13 protein-coding genes are annotated in these 15,583 nt (G+C 72.8%); 7 read left to right on the top strand and 6 right to left on the bottom strand.

The genetic code is table 11. From position 1 onward, the window contains the following. Window positions 1-295: 295 nt before the first annotated feature. The 6 genes from OG912_RS35600 to OG912_RS35625 all read right to left on the bottom strand — a co-directional run bounded on the left by OG912_RS35600 (window position 296) and on the right by OG912_RS35625 (window position 8,607). The gene (locus OG912_RS35600) at window positions 296-910 is read right to left on the bottom strand and encodes a helix-turn-helix domain-containing protein (protein WP_326734333.1); all 615 of its coding nucleotides are present in this window, start codon (window positions 908-910) and stop codon (window positions 296-298) included. A gap of 68 nt (window positions 911-978) precedes the next feature. Beyond that, the gene (locus OG912_RS35605; RefSeq protein ID WP_327712932.1) at window positions 979-2,907 is read right to left on the bottom strand and encodes an ABC transporter ATP-binding protein; all 1,929 of its coding nucleotides are present in this window, start codon (window positions 2,905-2,907) and stop codon (window positions 979-981) included. Beyond that, window positions 2,907-3,731, bottom strand: a complete 825-nt coding sequence (locus tag OG912_RS35610) for an ABC transporter permease (protein WP_327712933.1) — start codon at window positions 3,729-3,731, stop codon at window positions 2,907-2,909. Before OG912_RS35610 ends, OG912_RS35605 begins: the two co-directional genes overlap by 1 nt. Continuing rightward, a complete protein-coding gene (locus OG912_RS35615; protein WP_327712934.1) occupies window positions 3,728-4,786 on the bottom strand; it encodes an ABC transporter permease in 1,059 nt (352 codons plus the stop codon). Before OG912_RS35615 ends, OG912_RS35610 begins: the two co-directional genes overlap by 4 nt. Continuing rightward, window positions 4,783-6,903 carry an alpha/beta fold hydrolase gene (locus tag OG912_RS35620; RefSeq protein ID WP_327712935.1) on the bottom strand — a complete coding sequence of 707 codons (2,121 nt, stop codon included), beginning with the start codon at window positions 6,901-6,903 and terminating at the stop codon, window positions 4,783-4,785. Before OG912_RS35620 ends, OG912_RS35615 begins: the two co-directional genes overlap by 4 nt. A 51-nt stretch (window positions 6,904-6,954) precedes the next feature. Continuing rightward, on the bottom strand, window positions 6,955-8,607 hold the full coding sequence (locus OG912_RS35625) for an ABC transporter substrate-binding protein (protein ID WP_327712936.1): 1,653 nt from the start codon (window positions 8,605-8,607) through the stop codon (window positions 6,955-6,957). Window positions 8,608-8,887: 280 nt separating this feature from the next. Here OG912_RS35625 and OG912_RS35630 point away from each other — a divergent pair, with 280 nt between their 5' ends. The 7 genes from OG912_RS35630 (at window position 8,888) to OG912_RS35660 (ending at window position 15,532) form a co-directional block, all read left to right on the top strand. Next, complete coding sequence (locus tag OG912_RS35630) at window positions 8,888-9,625, top strand: SAM-dependent methyltransferase (RefSeq protein ID WP_327712938.1); 738 nt, start codon at window positions 8,888-8,890, stop codon at window positions 9,623-9,625. Window positions 9,626-9,776: 151 nt separating this feature from the next. Then, window positions 9,777-10,697: an NADP-dependent oxidoreductase gene (locus tag OG912_RS35635; RefSeq protein WP_327712939.1), complete on the top strand. Its 921-nt coding sequence runs from the start codon at window positions 9,777-9,779 to the stop codon at window positions 10,695-10,697. Further along, a complete protein-coding gene (locus tag OG912_RS35640) occupies window positions 10,694-11,455 on the top strand; it encodes a GNAT family N-acetyltransferase (RefSeq protein ID WP_327712940.1) in 762 nt (253 codons plus the stop codon). The genes OG912_RS35635 and OG912_RS35640 overlap by 4 nt, the downstream gene beginning before the upstream one ends. Before the next feature lie 206 nt (window positions 11,456-11,661). Beyond that, window positions 11,662-12,876 (top strand): PP2C family protein-serine/threonine phosphatase, encoded by a 1,215-nt coding sequence (locus OG912_RS35645; RefSeq protein ID WP_327712941.1) that lies wholly within the window; start codon window positions 11,662-11,664, stop codon window positions 12,874-12,876. A gap of 115 nt (window positions 12,877-12,991) precedes the next feature. Beyond that, entirely contained in the window at window positions 12,992-13,663 is a 672-nt protein-coding gene (locus tag OG912_RS35650) for a TetR family transcriptional regulator (protein ID WP_326734323.1), read from the top strand. Next, window positions 13,660-14,433, top strand: a complete 774-nt coding sequence (locus OG912_RS35655; protein WP_327712942.1) for an SDR family NAD(P)-dependent oxidoreductase — start codon at window positions 13,660-13,662, stop codon at window positions 14,431-14,433. Before OG912_RS35650 ends, OG912_RS35655 begins: the two co-directional genes overlap by 4 nt. A gap of 58 nt (window positions 14,434-14,491) precedes the next feature. After that, window positions 14,492-15,532, top strand: coding sequence for an NAD(P)-dependent alcohol dehydrogenase (locus OG912_RS35660; RefSeq protein ID WP_327712943.1), 1,041 nt, complete (start codon window positions 14,492-14,494; stop codon window positions 15,530-15,532). The last annotated feature ends 51 nt before the right edge of the window (window positions 15,533-15,583 follow it).

Genomic DNA, 15,583 nt, shown 5'->3' on the forward strand with positions numbered 1-15,583 from the left:
GGTGGTAGGCCATGAGGTCTAAGCGTCTGCCCCGTCAGGAGACACTCATGCACACAAACGGAAGTTGATCATGTGACAGTGCGTCAATGGCCGGGAAGCGGCGTGATGGTTCGTCCCAGCGGTGTGCGGCCGGGCGCCGTCACACAGAACCGCCCCACCGGTACGGGGGAGCCCGGTGGGGCGGTCATCACCAGAGTGCCACAGGCACGGCCCTCAAGGGGGCCGGCCGACGCATATCGGGCGGTAGTTGAGTCAAAATCGACCGTGGTGCGAGGCGGGGCCCGGCGATAGCGGCTCAGTCGCGCGGATAGCCGACGACCGTGTGGGTGACCGCGGGCGAGTCCTCCGTCGTGTAGTAGTGGCTGCACTGTGCCGAGAACCGTGCGGTGTCGCCCGCTTCCAGCACGTACGGAACGTCGTTCACCACCAGCGTCACCTGGCCGGACATCACGAGCACGTGCTCCACCGAGTCCGCGCCGTGCGAGCTGACCTGGCTCTGTGCGTACGGATGGAGCCGGGTCCGGTAGATCTCCATCCGGCCCTGCTCGTGGCCGGAGTAGAGCAGATTGACCGAGGTCTCGTCCTCGGGTTCGTCCAGCGAGGCGGCCCGGATGATCTCCGGCTCCAGCAGCGGCTGGCGCAGCAGATCCGTGCAGCTGGTACCCAGCACATCGGCGATCCGGACCAGCACGTCGACGGTCGGATTGGCTTCGGCCCGCTCTATCTGGGACAGCAGCCCCTTGCTGACGCCGGTCGCCGCCGACAGCTCGCGCAGGCTCCAACCACGGGCGAGCCGACGGCGGTTGAGATTTCCGGCCAGTGATGCCCGTACGCCGGAGGCGCCGGACTCGTGGGCCTGCGGCGGCCGCGCGGCCGGGGGCGGTCCGGTGGCGGCGGTCGGTTCGGACACCGTTCCTCCTCGCTCTCGGTGGTACGCGCAGGTCAGCGGCACACTCTACCCGGGTGGCCGCGGGCCGGTCAGTCGATGCGGCCGATGTCCGCGGCCCCGGGCAGGGCGTCGATCATGCGCCGGGTCCAGGGGTGTTGCGGCGCGTCCAGGACCTCGGCGGCGGAGCCCTGCTCGACGATCCGTCCCCGGTGCATCACGGCGACCCGGTCGGCGATCTGCCGCACCACACCCAGGTCATGGGTGATGAACAGCACCGCGAAGCCCTCCTCGCGCTGGAGCGTGACGAGCAGGTTGAGCAACTGGGCCTGGACCGACACGTCGAGCGCCGCCACCGCTTCGTCGCAGATCAGCAGCCGGGGCCGGGCGGCCAGCGCCCGCGCCAGGGCGACCCGTTGACGCTCGCCGCCGGAGAGCGCGGCCGGGCGGCGCGAGGCGTACGACCCGGGCAGCCCCACCTGCGCGAGCAGGGCGTCCACGCCGGACGCGTCAACCCGCCCCCGCCCGCCCGCAGCGGCGGCCAGCGCCTCGCGCAGCGTCGCGCCCACGGTGCGCAGTGGGTTGAGCGAGGAGTACGGGTCCTGGAACACGATCTGCACCTGCTCCGCCAGACACCGCCGGTCCGCCGTGGTGGGACGGCGCCCGACGGGCAGGGCGATCCCGCCCACGGACACCGTGCCGCTCTCGAACGTCTCCAGGCCGACCGCGATCCTGGCGAGCGTCGTCTTGCCCGAGCCGGACTCGCCGACCAGGGCGACGACCGTGTTCCGCGGCACCGTCAGGCTCACGTCGAGCAGCGCGGCGTGGTCCCCGGCCGACGAACGGAACGTGCGGTCGACGGACGTGGCCACCAGCGCCGCGTCCTGGTCCGGCTGCTCGCCGCACCCCTGACCGGGCACCGTCGCCGGTTCGGCGGCCCTGCGCGCCGACGGTGCGGCGAGCGCGCCGCCGATCTCGGAGATCCGCACACAGGCCGACATCCGGCCCGTACCGTCAGCCGGCTCCTCGGCCTTCCCGGGCGGCAGCAACTCGACCGGCTCGCTGCGGCATGTCTGCGTCGCGTGGGCGCAGCGGTCGGCGAACGGGCAGCCCGGCCCCCGGGATCCCGGGGCGGGCACGGAGCCGGGAATGGCCGGAAGTTCCGCGAAGCGCTCGCGCACGGACGGCTCGGAGGCCAGCAGACCCGCGGTGTACGGATGCAACGGGCCGGATTCGAGCTCCTGCGAGCGGCCGTGCTCCAGCACCTGGCCCGCGTACAGCACATACACCCGGTCGCAGGCGGAGAAGGCGACCCGCAGATCGTGCGTGATGAGGACCAGACCCATCTGACGGCTCTGCTGCAGACCGCGCAGCAGGTCCAGCACGGCGCGCTGGTTGGCGGCGTCCAGTGCCGTCGTCGGTTCGTCCGCGATCAGCAGTTCGGGGTCGCCCGCGAGCGCCGCGGCCGCCGCCACGCGTTGCCGCATCCCGCCCGACAACTCGTGCGGGTAGCGGTCGGCGACGTCGGGTGAGAGGCCGACCTCGGCGAGCCGTCGCTCCACTTCCGTGCGCCGGGCCGCCTTGTTCCTGCGCAGGCGTCCGCCGTCGAGGCCGCGGAGCCCGTCCGCGATCTGGCGCCCGCAGGTGAGCTGAGGGTGCAGCATGGTGAACGGATCCTGCATCAGCAGGGTGACGCGCCGGCCGCGCAGCGCGTGGCGTTCGCGCGGCGACAGGGTGAGGACTTCGTGGCCGTCGATGCGTACGGAGCCACCCGTCACCCCGGTACCGGACGGCAGCAGGCCCGCCACGGCCCGCATGGCCAGGGACTTTCCGCTGCCGGACTCGCCGACGATGCCGATGCACTCGCCCCGGCCGACCTCCAGCGAGACGCCGTCCAGGATCGGGACCGGCCCGCCCGGCGCGGCCGTTGCCGCCACCCGCAGACCGTCGACTGAGAGCAGCGGCCCGGTGGCCGGCACGGCGGGGGTGGTACGGCTGTCCGTCGCCGGGTGCGCTGTCATCAGGACCTTCCACGGTCGGAGAACGCCTCGAACAGCCGGTCGCCGAGGAGGTTGAGGGCCACGGCCGCCGCGACGATGAGCACGGCCGGCGCGAGAGCCGCGGACGGGTTGTCGTACAGCAGGGTGCGGTTCTCGGAGAGCATCCGGCCCCAGTCCGGGGCGCCCGGCGGCACACCGAGGCCGAGGAAGGACAGGGAGCTCAGCGCGACGATCGCCCCGGCGAAGTTCAACAGCGTGTTGGCCACCACGACGGGCAGCACATTGGGCCAGATATGCCGTGTCATCACCGTGAAGCGGGAGAGCCCGAGGGTCTCCGCCGCCTCGACGTACGCGCGGTGCCGCTGCTCCAGCACGGCGGACCGCACCAGCCGGATGTCGGCGGGCGACGTCAGCACCACGAGCACGCCGACGGCCAGGGCGTAACCCCCACCGCCGATGCCGGCGACGACGATCGTGACCAGCAGAGCGGGCAGCGCCAGCAGCAGATCGGCCCAGCGCCGCACCACGGTGTCGATCCAGCCGCCCCGGTACCCGGCGAGGAGACCGAGCACGTTGCCGATGACCATCGACCCGATCGCGACCATGGCCGCACCGGCGAGGGTGCTCCGGGCACCGGCGACCACCATCCGGGCGATGTCGCGGCCGAGTTCGTCGGTGCCGAGCAGATGCCCGCTTCCCGGCATGGCCGCGCCGGTCGCGAGATCCTGCGCGTCCCAGTCCGGCAGGACCAGCTGCCCGACGGCCGCGGCCAGCGCGAACAGCACCAGCAGGAGGGTGCAGCAGACGGTGAGCGGGGAGAACCTGCGGGAGGTACGGGTGTTCATGCGTGCTCCTCCTCGGGGACTCCGGACGGCAGCGTCCCGGCGGACGCCTTCGCCGCCGGTGATGTCCTTGCCGCGGGTGCGGTCCGCAGCTGCGGATCCAGCAGCGGCTGTACGAGGTCGGTGACGAGGTTGGCCAGGCAGACCAGGGCGGCGATGAGCAGCGCCTCGGCCTGGACGACGGGTACGTCCCGGAAGGTGACCGAGTCGACGAGCAGGGAGCCGAGTCCGGGCAGTGCGAAGACCTGCTCCACCATGACGGTTCCCGCCAGGAGGTAGGCGAGGATCAGCCCGATGCCGGTGAGGACGGGGACGACGGTGCCGCGCAGCACGTACCGCAGCAGGATGTCCCGCTCCCGCACCCCCCGGGCGCGGGCGAACGTGACGTGTTCCCGGTCGAGTTCCCGGATCACCGCCGCCCGGGTCAGTTTCAGCAGGACGGCGGTGACGGCGAGTCCGAGCGCGAGCGCCGGCAGCACCAGATGCATCAGCCGGTCGCTGCCCGTTCCCTCGCCCGGTCCGTACGCGGGGAACCAGCCGAGCATCAGCGCGAACACGTAGATGAGCACCAGCCCGCCCGCGAACGCAGGGGTGGACAGCGCCACCACGCCGAGACTCTGCACCGCGCGATCGGTGGCTCGCCGGTTGCGCAGACCGGCCAGGACGCCCAGCGGCACGCCGAGGAGCAGTGCCACGGCGAATCCCAGGCCGACGAGCTGACCGGTGAGCACCAGGCGGTCGCCCAGTGCGGCGGCGACGCTCTCGCCGGTGCGGATCGACGTACCGAGATCGAGCCGGACGGCGTCACTCAGCCAGTACCAGTACTGCACGGCCATCGGGCTGTCGAGGTGATAGCGGGCCCGGACGGCACTCAGCGCCTCGGGGGTGGCGCTGCGCGGGCCGAGCAGTGTCTGGGCCGGGTCGCCCGGCGCGGCCTGGAGCAGGGCGAACACGGCGACGGACAGGACGACGAGGAGTCCCAGCGTGCCGCCGAGGCGGCGCAGCACGAGCCGGGCGGGAAGCGCGGCGCGCAGTCGCGAACGGGTGGTGGCCGTCATCGCACGCCTCCGTCCGGGCCGGCGGAAGCCGGGTGCGGGGTGGCAGGGCCGGACGGTTCCAGGGGGGTGTCACCGTCCGGCCCTGCCGTGGAAGCCGTGCCGGGGATCGGCTCGGGGGAAGCGTCCCCCGGCACGGCGGTTCGGGGGGCTGCCGCGGGGCGCGGCGCCAGGTGGGTGGCGAGCCACTGTTCGACCCGGGCCGCGGCATCGAGGAGATGGCCGCCGTCGGTGAACTCATGGCCCTCGCCGGGGTACACGTACAGCTCGACGGGCGCGCGGCCGGTCCGCAGCAGTGACCGGTACAGCTCGTGGGCCTGGCCGACCGGAGTGACCCGGTCGGCGGAGCCGTGCACGATGAGCGTCGGTGTGCCGCTGCCGCCGCGGGCGAAGACCGGCGAGCGCCGGATCAGCTCCTGGGGGGCGTCCGGGCCGCCGATCGCGTATGTCCGGTCGTAGCCGCCGCCGATGTTGCTGGTGTGTGTGAAGCTCAGCCAGTCGGTCGGCGCCGAGACGACGACCGCGGCCCGGAACACATCGGTGCGCGCCGCGGCCTGGGCGGCGAGGAAGCCGCCGTAGCTGTGGCCCAGGACCGCTGCGCGGTCCGGGTCGGCGAGCCCGGCGTCGGCCAGGTGGCGCACGCCGGACAGTACGTCGTCCAGGTCGGCGCCGCCGACGTCGCCGACCACGGCACGGGCGTGTTCGAGGCCCCGGCCGTTGCTGCCGCGCGGGTTGGGCAGCAGGACCAGATATCCGGCGGCGGCCAGGGCGGGCGCGAGTCCCAGTACGTCGCCCGGCGCGTATCCGGCGGACCAGAGCCAGGCCGGGCCGCCGTGCACCAGGACGGCGAGGGGGCGGGGATCGGTGCACTCGCCCTCGGAGAGGACGAGTCCCTGTACCGTGCGGCCGTCGGGTGCGGACCAGTGGGTCCGCTCGGTACGGACACCGGTGAGCTCGGCGGGCGCGGGCGCGTTGAGCGCCGTGACGGGCGTCCAGTCCCAGGCGTCCGGTCCTTCGGTACGGGTGACGACCGCCTCGGGCGGACGGCCCGGTGCGTCGAGCACGGTCGCGGCCAGCAGCCCGTCGCCGCTGAGCGACAGCGCCGGCTGGTAGCCGGCCCCGCCGAGGGTCACAGGACCCGACCAGTGGACGAGCGCGGGGTGACCGGTGTGCCCGGCGCGGGACCCCGTCCCGTCCCAGCCCGCGAACCACAGGGCGCCGGGAGAGGCGTCGTCGAACCGCAGCCAGGTCGCGTCCTCGACCCCGGCCACCACGGTGGTGGTCCCCGTGGTCAGGTCGGCCACGACCGGGCGTCCGGCGACGATGGAGATGCCTTCGCAGACCGCCGCGGACCGGCCGTCGGCGGCGAGCGCGGGGGAGCCCAGCTGCCCCTGGGGCGTGTACACGGTCCTGGCGGTGCGGGCAGCGAGGTCCAGCGCGGCGAACCGGGCACCGTAGTACCCGGCAGGCAGCGTGTCCTCGCAGACCGTCGCGACCGCCGTCGTCCCGCCACGCCAGGCGACGTTCCACACGGTGAGACCCGCGGGCCCGGCGTCGTGCATCCGGCCGTCGGCGAGGTCGACGAGATGCAGCGACCTGCGGCCGGTGCCCGGAGCGAAGCGTTCCGGTGCCGGTACGGCTCCGAGCCGCACGGGCAGGCCGAGGTGCATGCCGTCCTGCTCGGCGCCGTCCGCCGCGCAGAGCAACAGGGCCTGCTTCCCGTCGTCGGAGACCAGCAGGTCGTCCACGGCGCCGGGTGCCCGGACGACGGTGCGCACGGTGCCGGAGACCGTGTCAAGGGCCGCGAGGCGCACCTCGGTTCCGGACGGGCCCTCGTTCTCGGCGATGTGCAGCAGGGTCCGGGAGTCCGGCAGCCAGCGCGGGCTGTGCCGGTCCGTCGGCGCGTCCGGCCCGGCCGGCGCGCGGAGCACGGGCGGCGGTGCGGCGCCGTCCCGCAGCCCGGCAGGCACCGCGGCCAGGACCAGCTCGGCCTGCCCGGGACCGGCTGCCGCCACGGCGACGGAGCGGCCGTCCGGGCTGATCCTGGCCTCCACCGGGTGGACCAGACGCAGCATCGCCTCGCGGACGCGCCGCACGACGGTCGCAGCGGTACTGGGCATGGGTGTCCGTTCCTTCGAAGAAATGGGAGGGAAGAGGTGGTGGTGGGCCGGTCAGGCGGACTTGCGGATCCGGGTCGCCCAGGGGCCGATGAACGCGAACGGCCCCTGGTCCAGCAGCATGAACTCCTTGGAGAACGCGGACGCGGTCTGCGCCCACCACAGCGGGAGGTACGGCAGATCGGCGCCGGCCGTCTGCACGGCCGTCATCAATTCCCGGGCGCGGACGTCCTTGTCCGTGGCGGACTTCGCCGTGTTCAGCGCGGTGTTGACCGTGCTGTTGTCGTAGTGCGCGATGTCCGTCGCGGTGGCTGCCGCGTTGAGATACGGGTCGGCCAGTTCGGCCGGGTCGCCGGTGACGGGGAAGTACCACAGGAACTGCAGCGGCTGCTTGCCGGAGCCGAGCTCCGCCACCCACTGCTCCAGGGTGATCTCCTTGACGTTCAGCGTGATGCCGATCTTCTTGAGCGAAGCGGCCAGCGCGAGCGCCGCCTTGCCCAGCTGAGGACCGCTGTTGGGATAGTGCAGCTCGGTCGTGAAGCCGTCCTTCACCGAGGACTTGCCGAGCTCGGCCCGCGCGGCGTCCAGGTCGTAGGACAGGGCGGGGATCGCGCCGTAGCCCGAGCGCACCTCGTCCGCCGGCATCAGGTCGCCCCACATCTCGCGGGAGGGCAGCGCGTCGGCGACTTCGGCCCGGCCGTGCAGGATGCCCTTCACCATGCCCTCGCGGTCGGCCGCGTGGGCGATGGCACGGCGGACGTGCACGTCGTCGAAGGGTGCCTCGGCGGTGTCGAAGGCCAGCGACACCACGGAGCGGTCGCCGGTGTACGTGACGCGCGCGCTCGACTCCCAGCCACGGGCCTCGTCCGACGCGAGGCCCAGGGCGCCGTCCACCGCACCGGACTTCATCGCGACCAGCCGCGTGCCGGCGTCGGGGACGAAGGAGAGCTTCAGTTTCCGCACGGCGGGCTTCTCGCCCCACCAGGCGTCGTTGCGTTCCAGCAGGACATGGTCGTCGGCGGCGAACTCGGTGATCCGGTAGGGGCCGGTGCCGAGCAGCAGTGTCTTCGCCGTGCCGATGCTGCCCCTGTTCCGGGTGAGGAAGGCACGGCTGCTGACGAGGAGTCCGCCGGCGGTCGTCGTCCAGGCGAACATGGCGTCCGGGGCCTTCAGCCGGATGGTGACCTCGTGGTCGCCGGTGGACTTCACGGAATCGACGCCTGCGTACGCGTAACCGAGGGCGGAGCCGTTCTTCGGGTCCCGGATCGCGTCGATGGATGCCACCACGTCGTCAGCCGTGAACGGGGTGCCGTCGGTGAACGTGACGCCGCGGCGCAGTGTGTACACGTACGTCCTGGCATCCGGCTGCTTCCAGGACGACGCGAGCCCGGGGCCGAGCTTCCCGGAGGGGTCGACCGAGAGCAGGGACTCCTGGGCCAGCACCGCGACCAGGTAGTTGAGAACGCCGGACTCGCGGCCCACGTCGAGGCTGGAGAGGGACGAGGGCAGGGCGAGGGTCAGCGTGCCGATCGGCGCGTCCGCGCCCTGCGCACCGGTCCCCGAGCCCGTCGCCCCGTCACCGGAGCTCTCCCGGGTCGGCGGCGCACACGCGGCGAGCACACCGGACGCGGCGAGGACGCCCATGCCGGCGCCGGCGAGGCGCAGCAGTCGGCGTCGGCTGAGGTTGCCACCCGGCTCCGAGGTCATCGGGAACCACCCATCTCACTTTGTCCACTGTCACTGCCCAACTGGGCGTGGACAGTATCCGATCACTTTGGGGGCGTCAAAGGGTGGCTAATAACCGTCCAAGGAATGGACGATTGAGAGGGATTGATGCCTCATAAGTGAACGAAAGGTGTGGCACGTTCTCGATGGGCGGACTCTGCTGCCGGGTCGGTGATCAGCGGGGTCCGGCACGGACGCCGGGCGACCCGGGCGGATCCGAAAACGATGTGCGCGCGGCCGGTGACGCTGACAGGCTGCGCCGGTGAACCACGACCTGATCTCCGCCCTTGCCCATGCCGCCCACCCGATCAAGGCGCCGCTCGACGACGACTCCGTACGCAGGCTCCTGGACCATGCGGTCCCGCGCGGCGACGCGAGAGCGCTCGATCTGGGCTGCGGGGGAGGGGAATGGCTGCTGCGCGCCCTGAGCAGCCATCCGGGCCTGCGGGCCGAGGGCGTCGACATCGCCGAGGGCTCTCTCCGGGAGGCCGGCGCGGCGGCGGACCGCCTCGGCGTGCGCGAGCGCCTCGTCCTGCACCAGCAGGACGGCGCCGCATTCACCTCCGCGGAACCGTTCGACCTCGTCCTCAGCGTCGGGGCCGCGCACGTGTTCGGCGGGCTGCTGCCGACCCTCGCGGCAGCCCGCAAGCACCTGGCTCCCGGCGGCCGTGTCCTGATCGGCGACGGCTTCTGGGAACGCGAGCCGACGCCGGAGGCCGTCGAGATGCTCGGCGACTTCGCAGACCTGGCGACCACCCTGGACCGGGTCACCGCAGACGGCTGGACACCCGTGCACGGACACGTCAGCTCACGCGCTGAACTGGACGCCTACGAGTGGTCCTGCTGGGGCTCGCTCGCCTCCTGGGCCCTGGACCACCCGGCCGACCCGGAGAGCGCGGAGGTGCTGGAGACCGCGGCGACCCGCCGCACCGAGTGGCTCCGGGTGTACCGGGAGACCTGGGGCTTTGTGACCCTGGTGCTGCGCCCGACCGCCGGCTGACTCCGCCCGGGGGCCGCGTCGGCCCGCCGAATCATTGCGGCCCGGTGAACGCTCCCGCCCCGGGGAATATGTGCGCGGCGGCCGGACTTCCTGCTGCTGGGGGAACCGATGTCCGGCCCGGGTGCCCGTGCCATGAACAGAGAGGGAGCCCATGTCCAAGGCGTACGTGTTCACCCGCAACGGCGGACCGGAGGTGGAGGCCCTCGTCGACCAGGACAAGCCCGTGCCCGGTCCCGGGGAACTCCTCGTCGCCGTCCGGGCGGCCGGGGTCAACCCGGTGGACTGGAAGCTGCGGACGGGATACACCCGGCCCGGCAGTGTGCCGCAGCCCTTTCCCACCGTCTTCGGCAGCGAGGCCGCAGGGGTCGTCGAGGCGATCGGCCCGGACGTCGAGGGATTCGAGGCCGGGGACGAGGTCTTCGGCAGTCCGCTGACCGGCGGGTACGCCGAGCACACGCTGCTGCCCGTCGCCGTGACCGCGCACAAGCCGGCCGGGCTCTCCTTCGCCGACGTCGCGGTGCTGCCCGTCGCGGCGGCCACCGCCTACGACGGAATGCGTCAGCTCGGCCTCGCCCCGGGGGCCACCCTGCTGGTCACGGGGGCCGGTGGCGGGGTGGGAAGCGCCGCGGTACAGCTGGCACACCACGCCGGGGTCCAGGTCATCGGCGCCGCGAGCGCCGCCAAGAAGGAGTTCGTCGAGTCGCTCGGCGCGGTGCACGTGGAATCCGGCGCGGGATTCGCCGCCCGAGCGCGGGCGGCGGCGCCCGGTGGCATCGACGCGGTCTTCGACCTGGTCGGCGGCGACACGCTGCGCGAAGCGGCCCAGCTGCTCGCCGGCCCCGCCACGCTGATCAGCGCCGGCGGTAAGCAGCTCGTGGCCGAGCTCGGCGGGGCGCCCGTCGAACGGGCCCGTACCGCCGCCGTGCTCCGCGAAGTGGCGGACCTCGTCGTCGCCGGCGCCCTGCGGACACACATCACCCGGACCTGGCCGCTCGCCGGGGCGGGCGAGGCGCTTCGCGCGGTCGAGGAGGGCCATGCCCTGGGGAAGACCGTGATCGAGGTGACCGCATGAGCGAGCTCCGTGTCCCCGTAGGTGGTGTGCACCCCCTCGACGACCCGGTGGGCACCTCGCTGAGAGGACCGCACGCCCACTTCGCCGAGCGACGCGGCCGCATTCTGCGCTACCCCCCGGAGGTCACCCCGTGGGTCGCCCTGCCGGACAGGCCGGAGGCCGCCGACTGGGCGGATGCCGCCGCGCTCGCCGGTCCCGGCGGCATCGTCATCGTCACCGCCTTCAGCGAGCCGCCGCCGGACGACTGGGAGGTCGTCTTCCACGCCGAGGGCGTCCAGCTCGTCGACGCGGGAGTCGAGGCGGCACCGTACCCGGAGGCCGTGCGGCTCGGCCCCGCCGACGTGCCGGAGATGCTGGACCTGGTCGCACGCACCCGGCCCGGCCCCTTCGAGCCCCGCACGGTGGAGCTCGGCACCTACCTCGGCGTACGGCGCGAAGGACTGCTCGTCGCCATGGCCGGCGAACGCATGCATCCGCCCGGCTGGAGCGAGATCAGCGGCGTCTGTACGGACGAGTCCGTACGCGGGCAGGGGCTCGCCGGCGGACTCGTGCGGGCCGTCGCCCACGAGATCCGGGAACGTGGAGAGACACCCTTCCTGCACGCCGCGGCGTCCAACACCAACGCCGTCCGGCTCTACGAGTCGCTGGGCTTCGCGCTCCGCCGCCGCACACCGTTCCTCGGAGCGCTCGCCCCGGAGAACCCGCCGATAAGCGTGTCCGGCACCGTCCGCGACCTCCGTGAGACGGCCACGCGCTGACGGCCGGGCCGGCGCAGCCGGCCCGAGAGGTCCGCGTCACGGCCCTTCGTCGCGCAGTCCGCGGCCCGAATCCCCTGTCGGCGCCGCTTTCCGGGACCTTCGGCGCAGTGGGTGAGGCCGTAAGCCTCGTGTGCCGCCCCACGCCACTCGGGTGCACTGGGATCGTACGCCGGCGCCGGGCCGGCAGGTCCCGGGAGGAGACGGCCGTGACGATCGGGCTTCAGCGTTTGTCCGCGACGAGTGGAACAGCACTCTCGGGTACGGACGCGGGAGAGGCGGCCGTCCGGGCGCCGAGGGTCGGCAACCGGACACTGTTCGGCGGTCTGGCCCTGCTGACCGCGGTGATCGTCCTCCTCGACATGGGATCCGGCGACGAACTGCGCATCGTGCCGCTGATGGTCGTCGTGCCCGCACTCGTCTCCGTCTTCGGCACGATCCGTCAGACCGTGGGCGTGGCCTCCTGGGTCATGCTGGTGGCCGTCGCCTCACGCCTGGTAAGCGGTGGGACGTTCTGGGACATCACCAGCAGTGTCGTCTTCACGGTGCTGGCCTGCTTCCTCGGCGTCGGCGCGTGCGCGCTGCGTATCCGCCACGCCATCGAGATAGCCAGGCTGCGCTCCGCCGCCGTTGCGCTCCAGCGCCAGATCCTGCGCCCGCTGCCCATCGTGACCGACCAGGTCGTCGCCCACGGCACCTACGCGCCGATCGAGGAGGACCGCCTGGTCGGCGGCGACATCTACGAGGCCGTGTCCTCGCCCTACGGAACCCGGGTGATCATCGGGGACGTCCAGGGCAAGGGACTCGCCGCGATCGGGGCGGGTTTCGCCGTCCTCGGCGCGTTCCGTGAGGCGGCCATCCGTGAACCCACCCTGACCGGAGTCGTCGACGCCCTGGAGGACGCGGTCGCCCGGCACAACGCCTTCTCCGCGCAGACCGGGGAGATCGAGCGCTTCGTCACCGCCCTGGTACTCGGCTTCGACGGCGACGGGCGCGTCCAGGCCGTCAACTGCGGACACCTGCCGCCCCGGCTGCTGCACGACAACGTGGCCGGCCCCGTCCCGCTGCGCCGTACGTCGGTGCCGCTGGGCATGGCGGAACTCAGCAGCGAGGCACGGGTCACCGAATGGCTGGACTTCCCGACCGGTGCGACGCTCCTGATGTTCACCGACGGAGTGACCGAGGCCCGCGACCTGGCCGGAACCTTCTACCCGCTGGACACACGGCTGGGCCGCTGGGCGCACCTGGCCCCCCGGGAACTGCTCGACGCGCTCCATCGCGACCTGGAGGAGTTCTCCGGCGGCGTCCGGCGCGATGACATCGCCGTGCTCGCGGTGCGTCGGACGCCGTCAGGCAGCCCCAGCCGTCCCGAGCCGTCGGGCTACGGCGCGAGGCGGGCCGCAGAGGCGTTCAGCGGGCGGTAGCGGGCCGCGCCCCGCACCGCGGCCGCTCTCGGCCCCGAAGGCGGCCGCAGCGGAGTCCTGATGTCCCGACGAGACTTTTGTCGTGTCGGGACATTTTTGGGTGTACGGTGCAGATATGAACCGGGAACGGAAGACCCCGGAGAGGCGGAGCCGCAAGGCGCGCCGGACCCGGGACACACTGGCCCAGGCCGCGTTCGAGCTCGTGCTCGACCGGGGTCTGAGGGACGTCACGGTCGAGGAGATCGCGGAACGCGCCGACGTCGACCGCCGCACCTTCAGCCGGTACTTCACGAGCAAGGAAGCCGCGGTCCTGGACTCGGTCCGGGGCGACGGCGACCGGATCAACGACGCCCTGCGGGCCCGGCCCGCCGGTGAACCCCCGCTCACCGCGTACCGCCGGGCCGTCATGGACTGGCTCGCGGACCCGGAGGCGGAGGCCTGGCACCGCCGCCCGAGGATCTTCGAACTGCTGGTCCTCGCCAAGGAGGAGCCGACCCTCTACGCGGCGTTCCACCACATCCGGGTGGACGCCCAGGAGGACTCGCTCGCCATCGTCGCCGACCGGCTCGGGGTCGACCCGCGGCAGGACATCCGCCCCGCCGTCACGGTCGCCGCCGGAGCCGGCGCGCTCCTCGCCGCCCAGGCCGCCTGGGTGCGCGGGGGCTGCCCCGAGGAGTTGCCCCGACTCGTCGAGCAGGCATTCGACGCCCTCGCGGGAGAACTGGTCACGCAGCCTCCCGCCGGACCGGCGTCACACAGCACCACGGAAGGAAACGGAACATCATGAGCACCACCCCCACCCCCGTCGACCAGGAATTCGCCGGCCGCACCGCCCTCGTCACCGGAGGAGCCTCCGGCATCGGCCTGGCCCTGGCCCACCGGCTCGCCGCCTCCGGCGCGTCCGTCGTCGTGGCCGACTACGACGAGGAGAGCGCCCGCAAGGCGGTCGCCGCACTGCAGAGCACCGGCGCCAAGGCCGCCGCCGTGGCCATGGACGTCACCGACCCCGCCTCCGTCGAAGCGGGCGTGCGGTTCGCCGTCGACACCTTCGGCGCCCTGCACCTCGCCGTGAACAACGCCGGCATCGGCGGCCCCAGCAACCCGACCGGCGACTACGCCGTCGAGGACTGGAACCGCGTCGTCGCCACCAACCTGAGCGGCGTCTTCTACTCCATGCGCTACGAACTTCCCGCCATCGTCGCCGCGGGCGGCGGCGCGATCGTCAACATGTCGTCGATCCTCGGCACCAACGGCTTCGCCGGCTCGCCCGCGTACGTCGCCGCCAAGCACGGAGTCGTCGGCCTCACCAAGACGGCAGCACTCGAATACGCCGCACAGAACGTCCGCGTCAACGCGGTCGGCCCCGGCTTCATCGACACCCCGCTGCTGCGCAACACCGAGGGACCGGCCCGCGACCACCTGATCTCGCTCCACCCGGCGGGACGCCTCGGCACGGCGGAGGAAGTGGCGGAGCTCGCCGCCTTCCTGCTCTCCGACCGCGCCTCCTTCATCCACGGCAGCTACCACCTGGTGGACGGCGGCTACTCCGCCTCCTGAGTGGCGGACGGGGGACAGGGGGGCGAGAAATGGAACAGCAGAGGTCAAGGAGGACCCCATGAAAGCCGTTCAGTACCGAGAGGTCGGCGCCGCACCCGAGGTCGTCACCGTGCCCGACCCGGAGCCCGGCCCCGGCCAGGTGCTGTTGAAGGTCACCGCGGCAGGTGTCTGCCACTCCGACATCGCGGTGATGTCCTGGCCCGCGGACCAGTTCCCCTACCCGCTGCCGATGACCCTCGGCCACGAGGGTGTCGGCACCGTCGCCGCACTCGGCGACGGCGTCAGCGGGCTTTCGACCGGCCAGTCCGTCGCGGTCTACGGCCCCTGGGGCTGCGGTACGTGCATCAAGTGCGCCGAGGGCAAGGAGAACTACTGCCTGCGCGCCAAGGAGCTCGGCATCAACCCGCCCGGACTGGGCTCGCCCGGCGCCATGGCCGAGTACATGATCGTCGACGACCCGCGCCACCTGGTGCCCCTCGGCGACCTCGACCCGGTGCAGGCCGTGCCGCTCACCGACGCCGGCCTCACCCCGTACCACGCGATCAAGCGCTCCCTGCCGAAGCTGGTGCCTGGAGCCACCGCCGTCGTCATCGGCACCGGCGGCCTCGGCCACGTGGCGATCCAGCTGCTGCGCGCCATGACGGCAGTCCGGGTCATCGCCCTCGACGTCACCGAGGACAAGCTCGCCCTGGCCCGTGCCGTCGGGGCGCACGAGACCGTCCTGTCCGACCAGCACGCCGCCGGCCGGATCCGCGAACTGACCGGCGGCATCGGCGCCCAGGTCGTCCTCGACTTCGTCGGCGCCCCTGCGACCGTCGCCACGGCCGGCGCCGCGGCCGCCATCGACTCCGACGTCACGATCGTCGGCATCGGCGGCGGAGCACTGCCGGTGGGCTTCGGCTCCCTGCCGTTCAGTACGACGGTGACCGCCCCGTACTGGGGATCGCGCTCCGAGCTGGCCGAGGTGCTCGACCTGGCGCACGCGGGCGCGGTGAAGGTCCACGTCGAGACGTACTCGCTGGACGAGGCGCCGCTGGCGTACGAGCGGCTGCACGACGGCAGGATCAACGGCCGAGCCGTCATTCTCCCCAACGGCTGACCGAGCCTCCTTCTCACGACTCTGCGGGCCGGCGCGCTGTGCGCCGGCCCG

This window comes from Streptomyces sp. NBC_00464, assembly GCF_036013915.1.
In the GTDB taxonomy this organism is placed as follows: Bacteria; Actinomycetota; Actinomycetes; order Streptomycetales; family Streptomycetaceae; genus Streptomyces.

What these genes read in the sequence shown, in the direction of transcription:
- OG912_RS35605 (WP_327712932.1), bottom strand. Translation starts at nt 2,907, where the DNA reads ATGACAGCGCACCCGGCGACGGACAGCCGTACCACCCCCGCCGTGCCG.
- OG912_RS35610 (WP_327712933.1), bottom strand. Translation starts at nt 3,731, where the DNA reads ATGAACACCCGTACCTCCCGCAGGTTCTCCCCGCTCACCGTCTGCTGC.
- OG912_RS35615 (WP_327712934.1), bottom strand. Translation starts at nt 4,786, where the DNA reads ATGACGGCCACCACCCGTTCGCGACTGCGCGCCGCGCTTCCCGCCCGG.
- OG912_RS35620 (WP_327712935.1), bottom strand. Translation starts at nt 6,903, where the DNA reads ATGCCCAGTACCGCTGCGACCGTCGTGCGGCGCGTCCGCGAGGCGATG.
- OG912_RS35625 (WP_327712936.1), bottom strand. Translation starts at nt 8,607, where the DNA reads ATGACCTCGGAGCCGGGTGGCAACCTCAGCCGACGCCGACTGCTGCGC.
- OG912_RS35635 (WP_327712939.1), top strand. Translation starts at nt 9,777, where the DNA reads ATGTCCAAGGCGTACGTGTTCACCCGCAACGGCGGACCGGAGGTGGAG.
- OG912_RS35640 (WP_327712940.1), top strand. Translation starts at nt 10,694, where the DNA reads ATGAGCGAGCTCCGTGTCCCCGTAGGTGGTGTGCACCCCCTCGACGAC.
- OG912_RS35650 (WP_326734323.1), top strand. Translation starts at nt 12,992, where the DNA reads ATGAACCGGGAACGGAAGACCCCGGAGAGGCGGAGCCGCAAGGCGCGC.
- OG912_RS35655 (WP_327712942.1), top strand. Translation starts at nt 13,660, where the DNA reads ATGAGCACCACCCCCACCCCCGTCGACCAGGAATTCGCCGGCCGCACC.
- OG912_RS35660 (WP_327712943.1), top strand. Translation starts at nt 14,492, where the DNA reads ATGAAAGCCGTTCAGTACCGAGAGGTCGGCGCCGCACCCGAGGTCGTC.